This window comes from Tenacibaculum soleae (assembly GCF_030549005.1).
Classification (GTDB): domain Bacteria; phylum Bacteroidota; class Bacteroidia; order Flavobacteriales; family Flavobacteriaceae; genus Polaribacter; species Polaribacter soleae.
Window position 1 is genome coordinate 21,072 of the sequence record NZ_JAUOSW010000006.1, and the last position, 22,804, is coordinate 43,875.

Sequence of the window (22,804 nt, forward strand, 5' to 3'; positions counted from 1 at the left end):
TTGCTAATTTAACAACAAGAAATTGTATAATAAAAAACAATGTTAGTAGAAATCATGCAGCAGGGATGAATCTACAATATAGTTTATCAAATACTACATCAAATAAGCGGTACAGAATATACAGTAGTAGTAGTAGTAGTAGTAGTAACACCTACAAGTATTTGTGGCACAACTGTTACATTACAGGTGTTAGTATATCAACAGGTGTAACACATGATATTACCGTTGTATTAGATGCTAATGGAAGTGTATTAATTACAACAGCTAATATTGATAATGGAAGTAGTGATGACCGCAGTGGAATAGCTTCAATGATTTTAAATCAAAATATTATTGATTGTCAAACATTAGGAAATGTAACATTAACACAGTAAAATTATATACTTGCTTTATTAGTAATAATGGTATTTGTAAAAGTTAAAGCACAACAAGACCCATCATTTACAATGTATAACCTAAATATGAATGTTATTAACCCAGCTTATGCTGGAAGTAATGATGGGATAGAATTCACTACTTTAATTAAAGGACAATGGGTAGGTATAAAAGATACTCCTAATACACAAACATTGTCTATTTCTTTACCTATTGGCAAAAATCTAGGTTTAGGTTTATCTATTGTTAACGATCAGGTATATATTGCTAAAGAAACCGATGTCTATATCGATTTTTCATACAAATTAAAGTTATCAGAAAACAATGATCTTTTTTTAGGTTTAAAAGCAGGTGCTTCTTTTTTTAATGCTGATTTAAATTCTTTAAATATTAACGACCTTCTTTTTAATAAAAATGTAAACCGTATAAATCCCAATTTTGGTGCGGGTGCTTACCTCAAAGGAAAAAACTATTACGTTAGTTTATCTATTCCTGTATTGTTACAAAGTAAGAGGTTTGAAAAGCAAGGAAATGTAGTTACTTCAGCTTCAGATAAACCACATGTTTATTTAGGTTCTGGATATACATTTGATCTAGAAGGTGAATATAATTTAAAAAAAACTCCTTCTTTCATGGCTCGTTATGTATCTGGTGTTCCTCTTTCTATAGATGTAACAACAACATTAGGACTTTTAGATAAAGTTGAATTTGGAGTTTCTCACAGATTAAAAGAGTCTTTTAGTGGATTGCTAATGTTTCAATTTATTAAAGAGTTTAAGGTAGGATATGCGTATGAACATGCCATTAATGATATTTCAAAATATAGTAGCGGTTCACATGAATTTATTTTAAAAATAGTTTCCTTTTTTTAAAACCCAGTTATAATAACTGGGTATTGTTTTTTAATATATTGCATCTTTCCCCCCTATTCTTCTTTCTTATTTTTTTATTTACAAATACTTTTACTTGTTATATCTTCAATTTATATTAAATGTTGTCACATTTTTTACTAAAATTATCATTCATTATTCTACTTTTTTATACAAAAAAATACTAAAACATCTTATAATAAGCATGTTATTAGATAAAAATTAAATATTGACAACACAAAACATGACCTTTATCATTTTTTATGGCCATCATTCTATTGAAATTTGTATTAAATTAAAAATAGATGATTATGAAAATAAACAAAATACTTAGTATTATACTCTGTTTGGTTGCTACTTTAACTTACTCTCAGTTAAAGATAGATGCTGAATTACGTCCTCGAGCGGAATACAGGCATGGTTTTAAAACTTTATTTCCAGACAATGCAAATGCAGCTTTATTTACCTCACAGAGAACCCGTTTAAATTTTGCCCATTCTATCGAAAAACTTAATTTTTATATAAGTATCCAAGATGTAAGGGTTTGGGGAGATGTACCGCAATTAAACAGTTCCGATAATAACGGATTAAGTTTACATCAAGCTTGGGCAGAAATACTTTTAGATGCTAATTATTCTTTAAAATTAGGACGTCAAGAAGTTATTTATGATGACAGTAGAATATTTGGTAATGTAGGTTGGGCTCAACAAGCACGTAGTCATGATTTAGCTTTATTTAGATATAAAAAAGGGTCTTTTAAAGCAGATTTAGGTTTGGCTTTTAATCAATCAAAAGAAAACCTAACAGAAACAAATTTAACAACTCCTAATACTTACAAAGCAATGCAATATATATGGTTGCATAAGGAATGGAGTAACTTTTCAGGTAGTTTTTTATTCTTAAATAACGGTTTACAATCTACTGACGGACTTAAATACAGCCAAACAATTGGTACGCATTTAAAAACAAAACAAAATAATTTACAATTAGCAGCTAATTTATATTATCAATTTGGTTACGATGTTAATAATAATGATTTAAGTGCTTATTTACTTGGTTTAGAAGCTAATTACAAGTTAAACGATAAAACTACAGTTGGTTTAGGTACTGAATTACAAAGTGGTAATGATTATAATACCGCTGTTAGCAAAAACAATGCTTTTAATCCATTATATGGTACAAATCATAAATTTAATGGGTTTATGGATTATTTTTATGTAGGTAACCACGCTAACAGTGTTGGTTTACTTGACATATATGCAAAAGCCAACTTTAAATTAAATCCAAAATCTAGTTTAACAGCCTTTTTACATAGTTTTTCTGCAGCAGCAGATATTAATGCAAACGTTTCTAAACAATTAGGCACAGAAATAGATTTAGTTTACGCATATAACTACACTAAAAATATCGGATTTAAAGCAGGATATTCACAAATGTTTGCTTCAGAAGGAATGGAAGCTTTAAAAGGAATATCTAACAATAACACTAATAACTGGGGATGGGCAATGGTTACTATTAACCCTACTCTATTCACTTCTAAAAAATAAAATTATGGTATTAGAAAACGAAAAGACAGTAGCAAATTATGTTGCTGAAAACATTAAGACTGCGCATGTTTTTAAAAAACATGGAATTGATTTTTGCTGTGGCGGTAATATTACTGTAACCCAAGCTTGTGCTAAAAAAAATGTAGATATAACAATTATTGAAAAAGAACTTGCTGCTGTAGATGCTATAAAAGATGTTATAGAAGATTACAATAAATGGGAGTTAGACTTTTTAATGATTTATATAGAAAATGTACATCATTCATACGTAAAAGAAAGCTTACCTTTAATTTCTGAATATGCAAATAAAGTAGCCAAAGTTCACGGGCATCATTACACTGAAGTTGTAAAAATAAATCAACTTTTTCATGAAGTTGCCAATGAATTATTAGCGCATATGCAAAAAGAAGAAGAGATTTTATTTCCTTTCATCAAACAATTAGTTGATGCTAAAAAATCAGGTACAAAAAATATTTCAGCCCCTTTCGGAACCGTAAATAATCCTATTCGAATGATGGAACAAGAACATGAAAGTGCTGGTGACATTTTTAAAGAAATTGCTACTTTAACAAATAACTATACTCCCCCTGCCGAAGCTTGCAATACTTTTAAAGCTTTATATGCTAAGTTAGATGAATTTGAACAAGATTTACATCAACATATACACTTAGAAAATAATATTTTACACCCTAAATCAATTGCTTTAGAAAAAGAACTAAAATAAAATGACTTTAAAACAAAAAAAGAGTATTCATAATGAATACTCTTTTTACATGATAAATATCATAATTTTTGCACTATTGAATACTTTATTTTGCAAATATGACCACCTCTTTTAATTTTTTAAAAAACCATAGTAAAATAGCTTTAAGTTATTTTTCAATAATTGCTTTCTTGGGTGTTTTACTTCGTTTTTTCACCATAGTTGATTTACCTATAAACTACCGTTTTATAGTACATACACATTCTCATATTGCTTTGTTAGGCTGGGTTTATACAGCGTTAACTACACTCATTTTTAAGATGTATTTAAGTAAAGTTGCTATTAATTTAAAATACAAACGTTTATTTTGGGCTACGCAATTTATCATAATAGGAATGTTAATTACTTTTCCTTTTACTGGCTATGCAGCATTCTCTATTCTTTTTTCAACACTTTTTTTACTTGCTTCTTATGTATTTGCTCATTTAGTTTTTAAATACACACCGTTAACTTTAAAGAAAACAAATTCCTATGCTTGTATTCGTGTTGCTTTATGGTATATGATTATTTCTAGCCTTGGCCCTTGGACATTAGGTATTATTATGAAAACAGCCGGATCAGGCTCTAGTTTATATAGAAATGCTATTTATTTTTACCTTCACTTTCAGTACAATGGTTGGTTTATTTTGACTCTTTTAGGCATAGGCATTTATATTTTAGAACAATATAAAATCACATTTACTAAAAAAACTTTTAATCCTATTTTTTGGCTAATGAATATAGGTATAATACTAACCTTTGGTATTTCATTACTATGGATGAAACCAAAACTTATTATTTATATAATATCATTTATAGGCGCCTTTATACAGTTAATTGCTTTTTATATTTTAGTAAAAAAAATAAATTCTTTTAAAGATGAATTCAATAATAAGTTTTCACATCCATTTCGTCAATCAATAAAATTAATTGCTATTCTTTTTGCGATAAAATTACTATTTCAACTTGTTGGCACAATTCCAAACATAGCAAATGCAATTTCGACTAATGTTAATTTAATTATAGGTTATTTACACTGGACATTTTTAGGTGTAGTTAGCGTTTCTATTCTCCTTTTTTCACATCAATTTAAGTTAATACAGCTTTCTAAAAAAAGCATGTTGTTTTACCTTATCGCATTTTTTTTAACCGAAATTATTATTTTTTACAAAGGGGTTACTATTTGGAGACAGCTTTTTATAATCAGTAATCATTCATTATACCTAGTTATCGTTAGTAGTATTTTTTTTATAGCAATACTTATTATTTTTTCAAATCAATTTAAAAGACAATAATTAAAGACATAAACATCTTTTTTATTATTTTTATCTAAAATTATTTAGATGTTATCTAACGCTTGTAAATACGCTATTCGATCTGTATTATACTTATCGGTTCATGTTGATGAAAATAAAAAAATTGGGGTTAAAAAAATTGCGGAAGAATTAGAAGTTCCTCAACCTTTTTTAGCAAAACTATTGCAACAACTTACCAAAAACAATCTGGTATCTTCTTCAAAAGGTCCAACTGGAGGTTTTTATTTAAACAAACACAATTTAAACAACACCCTTTGGAGTGTTATTAAATGCATAGACGGAACCACAAAATTTGACAATTGTTTTATGGGATTATCTTCTTGCAATGACAAAAACCCATGTCCTGTTCATTTTACCGTAGCTCCTTTTAAAAAGAAATTAATGATTGATTTTAAAGATAAATCTATTCAAGAATTTTCTGAAGACATTAAAATTAATGGTCAACATATTTTTCTTAAATAATTAATACTAAAATTGCGTATATTATAATAAAACACAACAAAAGTACTTTCCAAAAAGTATGTGCTTTTTTTAATTCCATAAACTGAAAGTCCAACTACTAAAAATTTAAAAACAGCCAGTCCTATAATCAAAAGTGCGCCTAAATTATTATCTAAATTAGAAAATGATGTCGATACTATGGTTAATAATACTAAACTTATCCAAGTGATTATTGATATCTTGTTCATATTAAAAAAATAAATAGATTATAGGAAATAATAGCAACCAAAATAAATCACACATGTGCCAAAAATCGGCGCTAGCTTCAACATCTTCTAATCGTGTAGTTTTCTTTTTAATTCCAAAATAAATAGATATTAAAATTACTAAACCTACCAAAACATGTATTACATGAAACAATGTAAGCATCCAATAAAAACTGAAGATGACTGATTCTGTCAATTCTTCATAATTGGTTTGATCATTACTCTCTGGAAAAGAGTAAATAGTTAACCCGATGAAAATCAAAAACGTTACTAAAGTACCTCCAAAAAAAAATGTTTTAGCTTGTTTTTTTGATAACATAATTAATTAGCTTTAAAATAAAAGATCTTTTAATCCTTTATAAAATAAAAATATCTCTATTAAGAGAAACTAATTATGATAATGTGATATATCAAAAAAACAAGCTAAAAATCTTTTCTTTTAGATTTAGAAATAATACGTAAAGTTGGTAAAAAAGTCCATAGAATTAAGACTAAAGAAGATAAAATCATTCCGAAGTTTGTACCAAAAAACTTTTGAAATACTGCGCCTGTATAGCCCAATAAAGCAGAGATATCTAACTTTAATAAAATTAAAATTCTTGATAAATCTATAGGATTAAACATCGTTGCAAATAACGAAAATTGATCTAACGGATATTCTTGAAAAACAACTAATGATATTAAAAATAATCCGTCGTAAATAACAGCTAGGAAGAGCCACAGTAAAATAGCATACCCAAATCCCTTAATTTTATTTTCGTTTGATAATGCTATATTAAAAGCCAAAGCGACAAAAATAAAGGTTAAAAAAGCACCTACAAATAAGAGTGATATAAAGTTAAAAATAGCAGTAGATTGCATAACACCGTATGCTAAAAACGGAATTCCTAATCCTAAAACTAAACTTAATGAAAGTGATAAAGAAACTCCTATGTATTGTCCTAAAAAAATAGTAGTTCTTTTTAAAGGTTGGGCTAATAAAAGTTCTGTAAACTCTCGGGAATTATAGTAATACATAACACCAAAAATTGTACCTATTAACGGAGTTAACACTACTATAATATTCATTAATGTAATTACTGCCTTTGAGGTATCATTATTTAAAAACAATAGCACAAAACCAATTATTAAATAGAAAAAAAAGTACACATAACTCCATCTACTTCTTAATAAATCGAAAAAACTGTATTTTAATATTTTAAGCATAATCAGTAGTTAAAAGAGTGGCTATTGCGTGTTCTAAATCGGTTTGATTGGTTTGTTGTTTCAATGTCTCTATTCTTCCTTTAAAATGGATTTTTCCATCTAACAGAAACACTATTTCATCAGAAATATCCTCCACAAAACTCATAATGTGTGAAGTAATTAAAATTGTTTTTCCTTTTGTTTTTTCTGTCTGAATAATTTTTTTTAATCGTATTAATGAAATAGGATCTAAACCCGTTGTTGGTTCGTCTAAAATAATTAACTCACTATCAAACATAAAAGTTAAAACAAGGTTTACTTTTTGTTTTGTTCCTCCTGATAAATTACTTAGTTTTTGCTTTAAAAACGGATGCAAATCAAAAAGAGCTACCAACTCTTTATCATTAGCTGTTTTGGTTCTAATATCTTTTATCATCTGAATTAATTCAGATACCGTAAGGTTACCTGGAAAGTTTGCTATTTGTGGTAAATAATTAACATTATTACGGTATTGATGCTTTTTTAAAATTGCTTTGTTATTAATATTTATGGTTCCTTTATCAGGAATAACCATTCCTAAAACACTTTTAATCAACGTTGTTTTACCTGAACCATTTGGACCAAGAATTGCAAAAATACCACCTGATTTTATCTCTAAATTCAGATCTTTTAACACGGTAACTTTTCCGAATTTTTTATGTAGGTTGTCAATTTTTATCATTTTACTTCTCTCATTAATGGTTTTTTATCCGCCAAATTATCAGGTGTAAATGCAGGTGATACTTTTTCAGAAAAATTAATTATATCAACAAATAAACTACGTAGTAAAACAATAGCTTCTGGTGTTTTATTTACCACATATGAAAACAATTTTACAGGTCTGTAAGGCACATCTCCTTCTCCATTTTTATCCAAATCATATCCCGTATATTCACTCCAATAATTGTTATTAAAATTATTATCGTTTAGTTTACTATTGTATGATAAATCGAAAGAATTATGTAAGAAGTTATTTTTCAAAAATTTATTAGCATAGCAAGCTCCAGCTATTTTTAAAGCCCACCCGTTTCTAATAAAATTATTTTTTACATAATTTATACGCGTAGATCCTTCAACATTAATTCCTATTGTGTTTTCTTGAAATGTATTGTTAATAATTTCTGCATCATAAATTTCTTTTAACAACAAACCGTATGAAGCCGTTCCCCAATTTTTAATAAAAGTATTTTTCTTCATTTTTATAAACTTCGAAAACATTACGGCAACCCCCGAACCATTATTTGAAAAGGTATTATTAAGATATTCATCATTATTAGAAAACATAAAATGCAATCCGTAACGTAAATTATTATAGCTTTTATTATTAATAACCTTGCTGTGTGTTACAAACTCAAAATAAATTCCGTCTCTTAAATCATGAACTTCATTGTTTTTTACCAATATATTAGAACTGTACCACATATGGATTCCGTTTCCTGAGCCAGCTTCTTCAATTGCATCGCTAGAAATATGATTATTTTTTACAATACCATGATGTGATTTTTCAATTAAAATACCAAATAAAACTTTTTTTAATCTAACATTTTCAATATTGAAATATTTGCTTCTAGAAACATAAATGGCAGCAAAATCTTTGGTATAACTTTTACCTACATTTTTTAATGTAAGTCCTTTTACGGTTACACTATCTGCTGCTATTTTTAAAATATATCCTTTCTTTTTACCATCAATAACAACCTCTTTATCACCTAAAATAGTTAATGGTTTATTTATTAAAATATCATATTCATTATATACCCCTTTTCCTATTATAATCGTATCGTGTTTTGAGGCCTTTGCAATGGCTGATTTTATTGTTTTTACATTACAATTTAAACATACATTTATTTTTTGAGCATATAATGATGTTCCTATAAGTAGAAATATGACTACGGTAATATAATTCGTGATTTTTTTCTTCATTTAAAATAACATTCCTGTTCTTAAACTAACACCTGTTAATACAAATAAAACTGCCACTAAAGTTACCAAAATAATGTGGACTGCTAATGGTTTTAATTTTTTATTGGGAATTAAAAAAAAGCGTGCCTGCACCGCCAACACTAAAGTTATAATTAATAAAATACATTTTATTAATAAATGTTTTGGCAAATGCTCATGAAAAGAAAACCAATCTGAAAAATTAGGGATTCTAATAAAAATCAACCAAAAACCCGTTACAATAAGAATCAACAAAGCTGGTAAACCTATTGGTTCGTATGATTTTTCAAAATTTTGTATGATTGAAAAATCATTCTTTTTTAATGCTTTTGGTAAAATTCTGATAGCCAAAATTAAATGTCCTCCTGCCCAAATTGACGCAGCTATGATATGTATAAAAACAAGTATTGCATACATTTATATTGAGTATTTTAATCCTATTTGAAAAGATCTATTTTCATTCATTTGTACACCATTATAATTTTCATAAATTGGAGCACCAACCTCAACACCTAACTTAATTTTTTTTAATTCCGAATTTTGATTGAACATAAAATTAAACCCTAAAAATGATTTAATTTTTTCTCCTCCATAATTGTTGGTATTTGCTGTTGGAACCATCATCGGATTTAACATTGAATCTTTTCCTGATATTTCTCCTTCTGAAACAGCTAAAAACCGTCCTGAAATACTAACCCAATCTGCTAATTTATAAGCTCCCCAAAAATTAATTTGTTGAGAATTACCGAATCTATAATCCTCTCTATTTTTTCCTGTTCTAAAAGTAAATAATGGTTGAATTCCCCATGAAACACTTTCGGTATTCCCTTTATAAGTAGCTCCTAAAGTAACATCAAAAGTTCCTGAACTTAATTGCATTGCATACGGTAATTTTGCATCACTCATCATTGGAGTATCGTCTTTTTTTGTAATACTTCCAACAGGTATATTTAATGTTCCGTTTAAATGAATAGAAGTATTTTCTTTATTATATACATTATATAAAGCGCCTATTTTTAGGTCTCCTAACCCTGATGAATTTGTTGAAAAATCGTGAAGCATTGTCATACCGTTCATCATCATTTTTGCTTTTAAATCCATATTGTTTTTTACAATATTTTGCATTAATAATAATGTTAATTTATCAGAAGGTGCATACATAATTCCTAACATATACATATCCATACTCATATTTTGAGGTGCTACCATATATGAATTATAAATAGCTGCATCATTAATAGTTGAAGTTCCTGTTCTATTACCGTTCATATCCATATTCATATAACGTAAAGAAACCATAAAACCTCCTTTTGCATGTAAATGATCACCCATTACACCTATCGGAGCATGAGCATCTGGTCTGTTATGATTATGATGACTATGATTAGTTGCGCCAACTTTTCTTGTTACAAATTCTAATTGTATTTCTTTCCAAGTAAATAGCTTACCTGTTTTGGTGTTCTGATTCTTTTTTGCAGCTTCTTTATCTTTAAAGGCGGATAAATATGCTCCCATCGGGCTTTTAATTTGGCTACTTATTAAATAAGTTGCTTTGGTAGCATTAATTAATTCTCCTGTTAAATAATCTGCAACTAATTGTTTGGTAAATGAAGCTTCTTTTTGAGTTTTAGAATAATTTAATAAACATTCAATCGCGTCAAAATTTAGTTTTTTTTGAGCTGGTGTTATAACTTGTGCTTTATGTAATTTATCTTTAATTACCATATTACAATGCACACATTGTTTATTACTTTTTATAGTTTGAGCAAATGTAGTTTTACCTAAAAAAAAGGCAATAATTATGCTATACAAAAAATATTTTGTTTTCATTTTTGGTTGATTTTAAACTTTAATCTAATATAAAATTAGATTCTTTAATTTTTAAATTGAGCCTTAATAGCATTCCAATCATACAATTCTGTTCCGTTTAATTGCCCTTTCTCCTTTGATATATAAGCTGAAAGATTTGCTCCCATCGGACTTTTGATGTTTTGATTAATTAAAAAAGTTGCTTTAGTTGCGTCAATTAATTTTTTAGGCTCGTTATAATCGGTTACTAATATATATGCTAGTTTTTTTTCGCTTTTTTCTTTGATATCAGACAACATACATTCTATGGCATCATACTTAAAAGCTCTTCCTTTATTTGTTACTATTTCTGACGCAAATTTTGTGTCAACAATCATCATTTTACAAAAACTACATGCGTCTTTTCCGTATTCTATTTCTTTAGGACTTATAGTACATCCTATTAATAAAAGAACTATAAGAAATAAATAATTTATTTTTTTGTAATCCATTTTTTAAATTTTAGCTTCCTTTTTACCTACAAAAAATGCAACAACAGTAAGTGCCATACCTACAAACATTAAATAACCTCCTGTGTGTGGCAAAGAAGTAACATCAAAATTCAACATTTTTTGATATCCTAATAATGGTGGCTTATAACTCATAGGGGTACCATCTGGGTTTACTACTTTTATAATGGCATGCGGATCTAAATCACTTCCGTATGATGTAAGCCATTCATTAAAATCATACATACCTAGCATTCCTAAAACAGCCATTATTATAAACCAACCAATAAACCATTTATAAGAAACTTTACTAAAAAAGCCGAGTAAACCTATTAATACTCCTAATGCTGCCATGGTGCTTATTACTTTTGGAAAAATTGAAAACTCCCACATATCTGTTGGTTTAGGTATTACTTTCATACCTATATAATGATTTAAACCATCAATATTTGTTAAATCAAATTCCGAAACCCCTTTAATACCATCTATATGAATATTCATTCCTAAAGGTTCAGGATATTGCGGAGCACCAAGCATAATATTCCATAAAGGAAACTTAAATAAACTCAATAATAGTAAAGAGCCGATAATCATAATTATACCTGCTTTTTTCATAGTTCTATTTTTTAAGATGTGTTAATATTTATTTGATTAAAGGCTGCCTGTGTAAGTATATCAATCTAAAACAACAAGCAGCCCATCAACCAAAAAAATCAACTATTAATTATAGCTTTTATTCATCATCTAAAGACCAAGATAATTTGATATCTGATTTTTTAGGTGAAACTCTTATATAACCTTGCATTTCTTGATGTAAAGCTGAACAAAAATCTGTACAATAAAACGGCCAAATACCTACTTTTTTAGGCTCCCAGGTAAGTGTTTTAGTTTGTCCTGGCATTATTAATAATTCAGAATTGTTAGCTCCAATCATTGCAAATCCATGAGGTACATCAAAATCTTGTTCGTGATTTGTAATATGGAAAAACACCTTATCTCCTACTTTAACACCTTCAATATTATCTGGTGTAAAGTGAGATCTAATCATAGACATATAAATATGTACATCTTTCCCTTCTCTTACTACTTTTGCATCTGCTGGAGATGTAATAGCATATGGATGCTTATTTTCATCTAATCTATAGATTTTCTTAGATTTTTCTTTTATAATACTTGCTGGTATTGCAGCAGCATAATGAGGCTCTCCGTGTGTTGGAAAATCTAATAATAATTCCATTTTCTCTCCTGAAATATCATATAACTGAGCAGAGTGTTCTAATTCTGGGCCTGTTGGTAAATAACGATCTTTTGTAATTTTATTCATAGCGAACATATACTTACCAAAAGGTTTTCTTGAATTTCCTCCAGGAATTGTTAAGTGACCTACTGAATAATAGGTTGGCTTTCTATCAATTACTTCCCAAGTTCCTAATTTCCATTTTACAACTTCTGATGAAATAAAGAATGTTGTATATGCATTTCCTTTATCATCAAACTCAGTATGTAAAGGTCCTAATCCTCCAGATTGAACTGAACCTGCTAAAATATCTTCATAATTTAAAATTGGAATACCATAAGCTTCACCATCAAATTTCTTGTTCTCGATAGCTTCTAACATTTTTGGAAAAGAGTGAATTGTTAAATCTGCTGATAGTTTACCATTACCAATAATATACTCTCCTGTTGGATCTACATCACAACCATGTGGCGATTTTGGAGTTGGCAAAAAATAAATTGCTCCAGGAATATCTGCTGGGTTTACTGTTAATACTTCTTTTACCATTGTAGAAGTTGCCGTATGCGTATGCTCATCATATACATTATGTGCATAGTTTGTTGGCATTTTAGTACCTCCACCATTATCTACATATTCTTCAATTTTTTTCCAGTTAATAGCTGCAATAAAATCTTTATCATTTTGTGATGCATTTACCTCTAATAAAGTACTTGCTTCCTCTGTATTATAAGTAGTAAAGAAAAACCATCCATGTGATTTATCTCTACCAGGGTGGGAAAGATCATAATTAAACCCTGGCATTAATATTTGGAATTTAATTCCCATTCTACCTGTTTCTTTATCTACTTTTATAAAAGATAAAGCTCCTTTAAAGTTTCCTTTATATTCTTTAATAGGCATATCAACCTGTGGTACTGGAACAGAAAAACGTGTTCCTGCAACTACATACTCTGTATTTTCAGTAATAAATGAAGAACTATGGTTTCCTGCACTATTAGGAACTTCTATAATTTCTTCTGTTTCAAAAGTTGTAAGGCTAATTCTAGCAATACGTGGTGTGTTATTACCGTTTATAAAAATCCAACGTCCATCTAACTCTCCATTTGTTTGAGAAATATCTGGGTGATGAGAATCATCCCAAGGTATTTGACCGAAAGAAGTATTTAACATTGGTTTTGTTTCTTCAGAATATCCGTAACCTGTAGTTGGAAATTGAGAAAAAACAGGAATTTCTTTAAACATTCTACCAGATGGTAAACCATAAACAGTTAAGTTTCCGCTATAACCTCCAGAAATAAATGCATAATGTGAGTCATGTTCTCCTGGAGCAACATATACTTTTTCTGCTTTACTGCTATTTAAAGCACTTTTATTACTACTGCTTCCATTATTACCACAACCTACTAATAAAAAGGCGATTGATAAAAATAATGCTAAAAATTTATAACTTGTTTTCATAAGTTTTTATTTTGATTATTATAATGTTCTAAAGAATTCTAAAACTTGTCTTGTTTCATCTTTAGTTAAATTCTGATTTGCCATTGGCGACCCATTAAATTTCATTAATAACTCTTTAGCTATAGGATCATTTTTCACCATTTCTTCAGGATTCATAATCATATTCATTACCCATTCAGGAGAACGTCTTTTTAAAATTCCTGTAGGATTTGGTCCAATAAATTTTCTATTGGTTCTATGACAAGCTGAACATTTACTTTTAAAAACTTTAGCTCCTTTATCTGCCATAGCTTTATCTATTGTTTCTGCTAACTCTACTGATTTAATAGGGCCAATTCCTTTGTTATTTAAATCTATTGTTCCTTCTTCTTTTACTTTTTTAGTTGTTGTTTTTTTAGTTTCAGTTTTTTTTACTGCTGCTTTTTTTGCAGGTTTTTTACTATTTGAGGTATCCTTTTTTTCTCCACCTCCACAACTAATAAATAATGCTATTAACATTACTAGGAATACATTTTGTAATTTCATTTTTAATAAATTTTTATTGATTGACTTTAATTTTTATTTATCACTTGGCACTAATACATCTCCAATAACATGTATCCAACCATTACTAACTTTTACTGATTTTAATATTTTGGTTCCTCCTACAAATAAATGATCTCCTTCTTTTGTTACTTCTAGATATTTACCAGATGCCATATATAATTTTCTTTTTTTACGTACATTTTTATCTAAAGTAGCAACAGTATAATTTGCTGGAGCAACATGATTTTTTAAAATAAATGCTAATTGATCTTTATTCTCAGGCTTTAATAATGCTGCTACTGTTCCTTTTGGCAACTTATCAAAAGCACCATTTACGGGAGCAAAAACAGTTAATGGTCCTGCGTTTACTAAAGCATTTTCTAATTCGGCTGCTTTGACCGCTACAACAAGTGTTTTAAAATCATCTAAAGAGGCCGCTACTTGTAATGCATTTGGTTCAGAATCTTTATCAATTACTGCAGATTGCCCTTTATCAATTTTTTCAGTAGTATTTGAAGTTTCTTTAACGGTTTCATTCTTCGTTTCTTTACATGAATAAAATGTAAGACTTAGTAATAAGGTTAAAATTAAAAGTTTTGTTTTCATCGGTTGACTTTTTAAATTATATACAAAATTAAAACTGTTAGTTATGTAAAAACATGATTAATATCATAAAAAGATATTTTTATCTTTTATTGTTTAATCAATTATTTTTAGTTTCATTAGTTGCTTATCTAAATGTTTCCAACAATTATTATTAATTGTATCATAAACTCCAATCATTTGAATACCGTAAGGAGTTAAAATTGTTCCACCTCCACTATTTCCTCCTACTGATTTTATTACAATTGGTTTTTTTGAACTTTTATTAACGGAATCAATTAAATTCCATGCTTTTTTATAAGACATTCCTAGTTCTTTAGCTGATTTTGATAAAGATTTAGTGATATTTAAAGACTTTAATAATTTTATTCTCCCTGCTCCTAAAAACACTTTATCATCAATTTCAATCCAAATTTTACTTTTAATTTTATATTCCATAATCTTATACTGTTCTTCAAAAATACTTCGTCTATCAAACAATAAACATGATATAAATCATGATCTTTTTTTATTTAGATTCAAAACAAATTAATTCACTATTCCATTTTTTAAAATCTAACAAACCCCTATCTAACAAGGAAATAAAAGCAAACCGTTATGTTTTAAAAAATATAATGAACTGAAATAGTGATAATTATCATGTAATTCTCTTCTTATAATTCTCTAATTTGTAAAACAATTAAACAACTATTTTCTATGCCTATAAAAAGTTATTTAGCACATCCACATGAAGGAAAAAAGGAAGAACTTAAAAAAGCGCTTGCTGTTATTAATGGATGTGAAATAATACCTGCCGAAAACAAAAACGTATTAGTTCTTGTTACCGAAACAAAAGATGATATAGAAGATAAAAGTTTAAAAGAAACTATAGAAACCCTAGATAGCTTAAAGTTATTAGCCTTGGTTTCTGGATTTAATACACCTATAAAATAAATAAGATATGAGCGCCTCTTTAACAAGTAGACGAAGTTTTATTAAAAAAATGGCTGCAACTGCAGCAATGACAGCAGCAGCAACCATGTTTCCTGGAATTATTTTTGCAAGTGAACAATTAGCAGGAATACCTGAAGGTAATTTAGATTGGAAAAAAGGACCTTGTCGTTTTTGCGGGGTAGGTTGTGGTATTTTAGTTGGTGTAGAAAACGGAAAAGCTATCGCTGTAAAAGGTGACCCTAATTCCACAGTAAATAAAGGACTTTTATGTGTTAAAGGTTACCACCAAACTATGTGTATTCAATCTAGCGACAGATTAACACATGCTTTAGTAAAAAAGAATGGTAAGTACGTAAAAACTCCTATTAGCGATGCTTTAGATATTGTAGCTGATAAAATGAAAACTACCATAGATAAACATGGTAAAGATTCAGTTGCAATGTATACCTCAGGGCAATCTACAATTCCCGAAGGTTATATCGCTTCAAAATTAATGAAAGGAGCCATTGGTACCAATAACTTAGATTGTAATGCACGTCTTTGTATGGCAAGTGCTGTAACAGGGTTTTTAACAACTTTTGGAGCAGATGAACCAATGGGTTGTTATGAAGATATTGAACATGCTGATTATTTTATTACTTGGGGTAATAATATGGCAGAAATGCATCCTGTTTTATTTTCAAGAATGTTATCTCAAAAAAATAGTAGAGGTGCCAAAATTATTGATTTTGCTACACGAACAACACGCTCTAGTATGGCATCTGATAAATCAATTTTATTTGAACCACAAACTGATTTAGCTGTTGCCAATGCAATTTGTTATGAAATTGTAAATAATGGTTGGGTAAATAAATCGTTTGTAGAAAAACATTGTAGTTTTAATAAAGGAACTACAAATATAGGCTATGGCTTAGAAGATAATTTTAAATTTAAAGACAAGCCTGAAAAAATAAATTTTGAAGAATACAAAACTTTTTTAGAAGATTATACGCCTGAAAAAGTGGCTAAATATTCTAAAGTATCAGTTAAAGATATTAAATATTTAGCTGCTATTTACGGAAATCCAAATAGTAAAGTAGTTTCTTATTGGTGTATGGGAATGAACCAACATACCAGAGGAACTTGGATGAATAACTTAGTGTATAACATTCACTTATTAACAGGTAAAATTTCACAACCTGGTAACGGACCTTTCTCTTTAACAGGGCAACCATCAGCTTGTGGTACCGCTCGTGAAGTAGGAACTTTTACGCACAAATTACCACATGGAGTTGTAATGAATAAAAAAGATAGAGAAATGGCGGCAAGAATTTGGAAAGTTCCTGTTGAAAAAATACCATCTAAACCAACCTATCACGCTACCGAAATGTTTAGAGCTGTTGATAGAGGTGAAATTAAATTTATTTGGACACAAGCAACCAACCCATTAGTATCCCTACCAAAAACAAGTCGTTATCGACCTGCGATGGAAAAAGAATCTTGTTTTGTAGTGGTTTCTGACGTATTTCCTACACCTACTTCTGATGTAGCTGATGTTATTTTACCTGCAAGTTGGCATATCGAAAAATCTGGATTGTATGGTAATTCTGAAAGAAGAACCCAACATTGGAATAAAATGGTAGAAGCTCCTGGTGATGCAACTCCAGATGCATGGATGTTTATTGAAGTTGCCAAACGAATGGGATTTGGTGATTTGTTTCCATACAGTAAAGAAAATCACGTAGAAGAAATATACAACGAATATCGTCAGTTCCATGAAGGAGCTAAACATGGTATGGCACCTTTAGAAGTATTAAAGAAAGAATCTGGTGCAATTTGGCCTTATGTTGAAGGAAAATCTACCCAATGGAGATTCAATTCAAAATACGATCCTGCTTGTACAAACGGAGAAGATTTTCACTTTTATGGTAAACCAGATGGTAAAGCTGTTATTTGGCAACGACCTTACGAACCAGCTCCTGAAATGCCCGATGAAACTTATCCGTTTTGGTTAAATACAGGTAGAGTTATTGAGCATTGGCACACTGGTTCTATGACCAGAAGAATACCTGTTTTACATAAAGCTGTACCACATGCTTATGTTGAATTACATCCTGAAGATGCTAAAAAAATGCACATCAGAAATGGTGAAAATGTAAAAGTAACTTCCAAGAGAGGATCTTGTGTTTTACCTGCTTCTATCAATGAAAGAGGTTTACCTACAAAAGGACAAGTTTTTGTACCGTTTTTTGATGAAAACATGATGATTAATGATGTTACTTTAGATGCTTTTTGCCCTATTTCTAAAGAACCTGATTACAAAAAATGTGCTGTTAAAATAGAAAAAGCATAGATTATGAGAAAACGACTAGGAATCATATCGTTATTTGTAGTGTTGTTTATCGCTTTTATTACTATTTGGAATTATAGCTATTATCAAGGACAAGAAGATGCTTACATTCCGCTAGAAAGCGACAAAAACACACCTATAATACCAACAGAGGCAGGAGTTTTTAAAAGATCTGAACATGCTTTAGATTATACCAATATGCCAACAGATTTTGAACATCAAAGAAGTTTAGATGATTATTATGATAATAGAGCCTATCATGGTGCTCCTCCAAGTATTCCACATGCTATAGAAGAGCGTCAAAATATTGGTGATAATACTTGTTTAAAGTGTCATGAAAATGGTGGTTTTGTAGCTAAGTTTAATGCTTATACTCCTGTAACTCCGCACCCTGAATTGGTTAATTGCAAACAATGTCATGTTCCTCAAAAATCAAAAACCTTATTTAAAGCAGGTAATTTTGCAAAAGTACATGCACCTAAAGTAGGTAACAATAACGCTTTAGTTACAAGTCCACCTGTAATACCACATCAAACACAATTACGTGAAAACTGTTTGGCGTGTCATGCAGGACCAAGTGCTCCTAAAGAAATTCGTGTTTCTCATCCAGAGCGAGTTAATTGTAGGCAATGTCATGTACCAAATACGAAAGAACTTACAGCCATTAAAGATTTTATAAGAAAACAATGATAAATACAAACTACATAAAACATTTTTGGATTTTAAGTATCACTTTTTTGTTGATAAACACTTCTTGTAAACATAAAGAAGAAGAATATCATAGTGTAACTGATAAAATTAAAGCAAAAAGCAAGCATTATAACGGCACTTCTATTTCATCAGAAAAATATATTGGAAATCTAAAATTAGTAGAAGTAACCGAAAATGGTATTACTTTTTCTATTCCTGAACGAAAAGGCGAAATAAAATCATACGCTTGTACCGAATGTCATAGCAAACCTTTACAGCAAATGCAACGTAAAGGATTAAAAAAAGCACACTGGAATATCAAATTAAATCATGCTGATGCCAATACAATGAGTTGTACTACTTGCCATGATGGAAGCAGTATGAATAATCTTAAAAGTATAACAGGGCATAAAATCGACTTTAATAATAGTTATAAATTATGTAGTCAATGTCATCAAAAACAATATAAAGATTGGACAGGTGGTTCACACGGAAAAAAAATAGCAAGTTGGGCGCCTCCAAGAGCATCGATGACTTGTGTAAACTGTCACAATCCGCATTCGCCAGGTTTTGATACCAAATGGCCTTCACGATTTAATACGAAAAAAGAAAAACAACGACAATAAACCTAACATTTGTTTAACATCATTTTTTGATGCTAACAATTTTATAGAAAATATAATATATGAGTGGAATTGGAAAATATTTTAGGTTGAATTTAAATAGTACAACCAAACAAGAGTCTTCTGGAAGTTGTGGCTGTGGAAGTACTTCTGGAGGTTGTAATTCTCATGCTCCAAAAGAAGAATTAAGTAACGAAGAGTTTTTTGAAGCCGCAGTTGATGCTGCTATTGGTGATGAAAGGCATAAAGATGGTTTTGATCAGGTTTTTGATGTAAAAATGGATCGTAGATCTGCCTTTAAAAAATTAACTGCAAGTTTATTAATTGGAGCCGGTGCAGCTTCGTCATGTACCAGTATAACCGCTAGCGAAGAATCAAAAGAGAAAGCACAAATAGATTGGGAAGAGCAATTTAAAGGGAACTATAAATTGATGGATGACAAAGAGAAAAACGCAACTGTTGATCGACTTGTGCGCTCTTATCAATTACGTACCGGTAAAAATATTAGCATGTCTAATAAAAATGCCGAAGAAGATGTGTTGTTTGGGTACGCTTTTAATATCTCAAAGTGCCAAGGATACATGGATTGTGTAAGTGCTTGTGTGGAGGAAAATAATCAAGATAGAAATTCGCAAATGGAATACATCCGTATTCATGAAATGAAAGACGGAAAAGGGTTTAATTTTAATGAAGCTGATGATAATTATTATCATGAAGTTCCTGCGGAAGGACATTTTTATATGGGAACTCAGTGTTTTCATTGTGATAACCCACCTTGTGTAGAAGTTTGTCCTGTACAAGCTACTTGGCGAGAAGAAGACGGAATTGTAGTGGTTGATTACGATTGGTGTGTAGGTTGTAGATATTGTATGGCAGCTTGCCCTTACGATGGTCGTCGTTTTAACTGGAGTAAACCAGAGGTTCCGGAAGCTGAGGTAAATAAAAATCAGCATTATTTAGGAAATAGAATGCGTAAAAAAGGGGTGATGGAAAAATGTACTTTTTGTGTACAACGTTCTAGAGCAGGTAAAAATCCAGCTTGTGTAGAGGCTTGTCCTACTGGTGCACGTATTTTCGGGAACTTGTTAGATCCTAACAGTACCATTCGTTGGGTATTAGAAAATAAAAAAGTATTCAGATTAAAAGAAGATTTAGGTACTGAACCTAAGTTCTGGTATTTTATGGATTAATTGGTTTTGCGTTAGGGATTGCAGTGATATCCTTTTATTTGTCACTTTGAGCGAAGCGGAAAAGTTGTCAAATAAAAGATTTAACGAAAAGCCCGACCGTTAGGGAACGCCCAAAATAAAATATAAACGAAGCGTTATAATAAAAAATAAAATGAGAAGACTTAAAGTTTTTGGAAGTTTAATAAAAGACAGTTTAGATGTTATTACCCGAGGATCTAAAAGATATCATATCTGGATGGGGTTTTTAACTTTAATAATGCTAATTGGTATGTATTGTTACTCCATTCAATTAGAACACGGATTGAGTGTTACCGGAATGACAGATCGGGTAAGTTGGGGATTGTATATTTCTAATTTTACTTTTTTAGTTGGGGTGGCTGCAGCGGCAGTTATGCTAGTAATGCCAACCTATGTTTTAAAAGATGTAGACTTTAAACAAGCAGTATTAATTGGAGAAGGTTTAGCGGTTGCCGCATTAATTATGTGTTTAGCTTTTGTGGTTTCCGATATGGGAGGTCCTTCTGTTTTATGGCATATGATGCCTGTTATAGGTGTTTTTAACTTTCCAAATTCAATGTTAACTTGGGATGTTATTGCCTTAAACGGCTACTTATTTATTAATATTAGTATTCCATTTTATATACTATTTAGGCATTATCAAGGAAAAGAATCTAAGAAAAATGTGTATTTACCAGGTGCCATACTTTCTGTTTTTTGGGCAGTAGGAATTCACTTAGTAACCGCCTTTTTATATCAAGGATTACAAGCAAAACCTTTTTGGAATACCGCTTTACTAGGGCCTCGTTTTTTAGCATCTGCTTTTGCGGCTGGACCTGCTTTAATTATTTTAGTTTTAGCAATTATTAGAACGTACACCGAGTTTAAAATAGAAAATAAAACCATAAAAAAACTAGCTTTAGTAGTTACTGTTGCTGCTCAAATTAACTTAATTATGTTAGTTTCTGAGTTGTTTAAAGAGTTTTATGCGCCTACACATCATAGTGAAAGTGCTTATTATTTATTTTTTGGATTGCACGGTAAAACAGCTTTATTACCTTGGATTTGGACTGCTATTACCTTAAATATTATAGCAACTGTATTACTTACGTTTCATAAACTTCGTAATAACTTTAAAGTATTGTTTTTTGCTTGTACAATTTTATTTATCGCAATTTGGATAGAAAAAGGGTTCGGCTTAATCGTTCCTGGATTTATTCCTGGACCTTACGGAAAAATAGCTGAATATACGCCTACAGGAATTGAAATTGGAGTTACTTTAGGTATTTGGGCAATGGGTGCACTTATTTTTACGATATTGGCAAGAACAGCAATTCAAATTGAAATTGGTAAGTTGAGGTACAAGAAAAAATAAGGTAACACTTCCCTACTCTTTTGTTATTGCTATAATTTATGGTAGTTTTACGTTTTTATTTACAAAATGATAATTGAAGATTTAGTAGGAAAATATAACATTATTGGTAATAATCAAGATGCAGAAAAGCACACTTATAAAGGTGTGCTTTCTTTAGTTTTAGACGCTAATAAGCGAATTATTGCTAAATGGGTTATTAATAATGAACAAGAACAAAAAGGGACTGGTTTTTTTAAAAATAATATTTTAGTTATTAATTTTAATTACAAAGGAGCTGATAAAAATATTTATAAAGGAGTGGTTGTTTACAAATGTATTTCGAAAGATATATTAGAAGGTTTCTGGTCTGAAAAACATGGAAATCCGTTATATTTAGGAGAGGAACGCTGTTTTAGAACTAAAGAAAATCAACTTTTAAACTAACACTTTTACCTATGCAATGCCCTTGTAATCCATCAAAAAAATATAGTGATTGTTGTGAAAAAGCACATCAAAACATACAAACTGTTTTAACCGCAGAAACTTTAATGCGATCAAGATACAGTGCTTTTGTTTTAGCTAAAATTAATTATTTACAAGAAAGTCATCACTCTAGCACACGTCCTTCAAATAAAGAAAAAAAAGAAATTTTATCATGGACAAAGTCTGTGAAATGGCTCAAATTAGAGGTTTTAAACACAAGTAAAGGCTCAATTACCGATTTAGAAGGTACTGTTGAGTTTAATGCTTTTTTTATGGAAAACGGTAAAGTTGACGTAATTCATGAAAATTCCTCTTTTTGTAAAGAAAATAAGCATTGGGTATATCTTAATGCTAACTAACACTG

General features: G+C 29.8%; 26 protein-coding genes. 14 read left to right on the plus strand and 12 right to left on the minus strand.

Features of this window, described 5'->3' with window-relative positions; all coding sequences use genetic code 11:
• Positions 1-65 precede the first annotated feature (65 nt).
• The 6 genes from Q4586_RS09870 to Q4586_RS09895 all read left to right on the plus strand — a co-directional run bounded on the left by Q4586_RS09870 (position 66) and on the right by Q4586_RS09895 (position 5,311).
• On the plus strand, positions 66-374 hold the full coding sequence (locus Q4586_RS09870; protein WP_303528724.1) for a hypothetical protein: 309 nt from the start codon (positions 66-68) through the stop codon (positions 372-374).
• Positions 375-380: 6 nt separating this feature from the next.
• Entirely contained in the window at positions 381-1,247 is an 867-nt protein-coding gene (locus Q4586_RS09875) for a PorP/SprF family type IX secretion system membrane protein (RefSeq protein ID WP_303528903.1), read from the plus strand.
• A gap of 308 nt (positions 1,248-1,555) precedes the next feature.
• Entirely contained in the window at positions 1,556-2,791 is a 1,236-nt protein-coding gene (locus tag Q4586_RS09880; protein ID WP_303528726.1) for an alginate export family protein, read from the plus strand.
• Positions 2,792-2,795: 4 nt separating this feature from the next.
• Positions 2,796-3,515: an iron-sulfur cluster repair di-iron protein gene (gene ric, locus Q4586_RS09885; protein WP_068705239.1), complete on the plus strand. Its 720-nt coding sequence runs from the start codon at positions 2,796-2,798 to the stop codon at positions 3,513-3,515.
• A 98-nt stretch (positions 3,516-3,613) separates the two neighbouring features.
• Positions 3,614-4,828, plus strand: a complete 1,215-nt coding sequence (locus tag Q4586_RS09890; RefSeq protein WP_303528728.1) for a hypothetical protein — start codon at positions 3,614-3,616, stop codon at positions 4,826-4,828.
• 48 nt (positions 4,829-4,876) lie between these two features.
• Entirely contained in the window at positions 4,877-5,311 is a 435-nt protein-coding gene (locus Q4586_RS09895; protein ID WP_068705235.1) for an RrF2 family transcriptional regulator, read from the plus strand.
• Between the two features lie 228 nt (positions 5,312-5,539).
• On the opposite strand, the gene Q4586_RS09900 is transcribed toward Q4586_RS09895, so the two are convergent.
• The 12 genes from Q4586_RS09900 to Q4586_RS09955 all read right to left on the minus strand — a co-directional run bounded on the left by Q4586_RS09900 (position 5,540) and on the right by Q4586_RS09955 (position 15,279).
• Positions 5,540-5,875: a cytochrome c oxidase subunit 3 gene (locus Q4586_RS09900; protein WP_303528730.1), complete on the minus strand. Its 336-nt coding sequence runs from the start codon at positions 5,873-5,875 to the stop codon at positions 5,540-5,542.
• Positions 5,876-5,979: 104 nt separating this feature from the next.
• The gene (locus Q4586_RS09905; protein WP_303528732.1) at positions 5,980-6,762 is read right to left on the minus strand and encodes an ABC transporter permease; all 783 of its coding nucleotides are present in this window, start codon (positions 6,760-6,762) and stop codon (positions 5,980-5,982) included.
• Positions 6,755-7,462, minus strand: a complete 708-nt coding sequence (locus tag Q4586_RS09910; protein WP_068705228.1) for an ABC transporter ATP-binding protein — start codon at positions 7,460-7,462, stop codon at positions 6,755-6,757. Before Q4586_RS09910 ends, Q4586_RS09905 begins: the two co-directional genes overlap by 8 nt.
• A complete protein-coding gene (locus Q4586_RS09915) occupies positions 7,459-8,703 on the minus strand; it encodes a nitrous oxide reductase family maturation protein NosD (RefSeq protein WP_068705226.1) in 1,245 nt (414 codons plus the stop codon). Before Q4586_RS09915 ends, Q4586_RS09910 begins: the two co-directional genes overlap by 4 nt.
• A complete protein-coding gene (locus tag Q4586_RS09920) occupies positions 8,704-9,138 on the minus strand; it encodes a CopD family protein (protein WP_068705224.1) in 435 nt (144 codons plus the stop codon).
• Positions 9,139-10,551: a nitrous oxide reductase accessory protein NosL gene (locus Q4586_RS09925; RefSeq protein WP_084443162.1), complete on the minus strand. Its 1,413-nt coding sequence runs from the start codon at positions 10,549-10,551 to the stop codon at positions 9,139-9,141. It abuts the gene before it with no gap.
• Between the two features lie 44 nt (positions 10,552-10,595).
• Entirely contained in the window at positions 10,596-11,021 is a 426-nt protein-coding gene (locus Q4586_RS09930) for a nitrous oxide reductase accessory protein NosL (RefSeq protein ID WP_068705223.1), read from the minus strand.
• A 3-nt stretch (positions 11,022-11,024) separates the two neighbouring features.
• Entirely contained in the window at positions 11,025-11,633 is a 609-nt protein-coding gene (locus tag Q4586_RS09935; RefSeq protein ID WP_068705221.1) for a hypothetical protein, read from the minus strand.
• Positions 11,634-11,751: 118 nt separating this feature from the next.
• On the minus strand, positions 11,752-13,713 hold the full coding sequence (gene nosZ / locus Q4586_RS09940; RefSeq protein ID WP_068705218.1) for a Sec-dependent nitrous-oxide reductase: 1,962 nt from the start codon (positions 13,711-13,713) through the stop codon (positions 11,752-11,754).
• Between the two features lie 18 nt (positions 13,714-13,731).
• Positions 13,732-14,238 carry a c-type cytochrome gene (locus Q4586_RS09945; RefSeq protein WP_303528737.1) on the minus strand — a complete coding sequence of 169 codons (507 nt, stop codon included), beginning with the start codon at positions 14,236-14,238 and terminating at the stop codon, positions 13,732-13,734.
• 33 nt (positions 14,239-14,271) lie between these two features.
• Positions 14,272-14,844 carry a fasciclin domain-containing protein gene (locus tag Q4586_RS09950; protein WP_303528739.1) on the minus strand — a complete coding sequence of 191 codons (573 nt, stop codon included), beginning with the start codon at positions 14,842-14,844 and terminating at the stop codon, positions 14,272-14,274.
• 93 nt (positions 14,845-14,937) lie between these two features.
• On the minus strand, positions 14,938-15,279 hold the full coding sequence (locus Q4586_RS09955; RefSeq protein ID WP_303528741.1) for a winged helix-turn-helix domain-containing protein: 342 nt from the start codon (positions 15,277-15,279) through the stop codon (positions 14,938-14,940).
• A gap of 258 nt (positions 15,280-15,537) precedes the next feature.
• Here Q4586_RS09955 and Q4586_RS09960 point away from each other — a divergent pair, with 258 nt between their 5' ends.
• The 8 genes from Q4586_RS09960 (at position 15,538) to Q4586_RS09995 (ending at position 22,799) form a co-directional block, all read left to right on the plus strand.
• A complete protein-coding gene (locus Q4586_RS09960) occupies positions 15,538-15,774 on the plus strand; it encodes a hypothetical protein (protein WP_303528742.1) in 237 nt (78 codons plus the stop codon).
• A 7-nt stretch (positions 15,775-15,781) separates the two neighbouring features.
• Positions 15,782-18,106, plus strand: a complete 2,325-nt coding sequence (locus Q4586_RS09965; RefSeq protein ID WP_303528743.1) for a molybdopterin-dependent oxidoreductase — start codon at positions 15,782-15,784, stop codon at positions 18,104-18,106.
• A gap of 3 nt (positions 18,107-18,109) precedes the next feature.
• Positions 18,110-18,793 (plus strand): nitrate reductase cytochrome c-type subunit, encoded by a 684-nt coding sequence (locus Q4586_RS09970; protein WP_303528746.1) that lies wholly within the window; start codon positions 18,110-18,112, stop codon positions 18,791-18,793.
• The gene (locus tag Q4586_RS09975; RefSeq protein ID WP_303528748.1) at positions 18,790-19,419 is read left to right on the plus strand and encodes a cytochrome c3 family protein; all 630 of its coding nucleotides are present in this window, start codon (positions 18,790-18,792) and stop codon (positions 19,417-19,419) included. The genes Q4586_RS09970 and Q4586_RS09975 overlap by 4 nt, the downstream gene beginning before the upstream one ends.
• 59 nt (positions 19,420-19,478) lie before the next feature.
• A complete protein-coding gene (locus Q4586_RS09980; protein WP_068705203.1) occupies positions 19,479-20,606 on the plus strand; it encodes a 4Fe-4S dicluster domain-containing protein in 1,128 nt (375 codons plus the stop codon).
• A gap of 151 nt (positions 20,607-20,757) precedes the next feature.
• Positions 20,758-21,978, plus strand: coding sequence for a sulfate reduction electron transfer complex DsrMKJOP subunit DsrP (dsrP, locus tag Q4586_RS09985; protein WP_303528751.1), 1,221 nt, complete (start codon positions 20,758-20,760; stop codon positions 21,976-21,978).
• A 66-nt stretch (positions 21,979-22,044) separates the two neighbouring features.
• Positions 22,045-22,401 carry a hypothetical protein gene (locus Q4586_RS09990; protein ID WP_303528754.1) on the plus strand — a complete coding sequence of 119 codons (357 nt, stop codon included), beginning with the start codon at positions 22,045-22,047 and terminating at the stop codon, positions 22,399-22,401.
• An 11-nt stretch (positions 22,402-22,412) separates the two neighbouring features.
• On the plus strand, positions 22,413-22,799 hold the full coding sequence (locus Q4586_RS09995) for a YchJ family protein (RefSeq protein ID WP_303528756.1): 387 nt from the start codon (positions 22,413-22,415) through the stop codon (positions 22,797-22,799).
• Positions 22,800-22,804: the final 5 nt, after the last annotated feature.